The organism is Chryseobacterium sp. BGARF1, assembly GCF_001677955.1.
Lineage (GTDB): Bacteria > Bacteroidota > Bacteroidia > Flavobacteriales > Weeksellaceae > Chryseobacterium.
In genome coordinates, this window is record NZ_LELA01000190.1 from 1 (window position 1) to 279 (window position 279).

At 40.1% G+C, this 279-nt stretch carries 1 pseudogene; it reads right to left on the reverse strand.

Annotated features, from left to right (window positions below):
• Window positions 1-196: pseudogene (locus AB671_RS21430) on the reverse strand (DDE transposase); the annotation flags it as partial.
• Window positions 197-279: the final 83 nt, after the last annotated feature.

Here is a 279-nt window from a genome sequence, read left to right on the forward strand (position 1 = left end):
CTTTTGCTTTTTTGGAAGTGAGAACAGTGTAAAGTTCTCCATCAGAAAGGGCAACTTCATCCAAAGAAAGCTGCCTGGAGAGGTTTTTGGGGTAAAGTATCCAGTCTTCTGAGTGCGATTTTTGTTCCCAATCTTTAAAATTGCTAATGCTTTGTTTGTACTGTCTTTGGAATTTTCTACCATCCACGCCATACATCTCACCAATGGTTTTGCAAGGCAGCGCTTTAGTATCGGCTGATTTTTTTTAAGAACTCGGCAAAATCTTGTGTCATGCGAGTT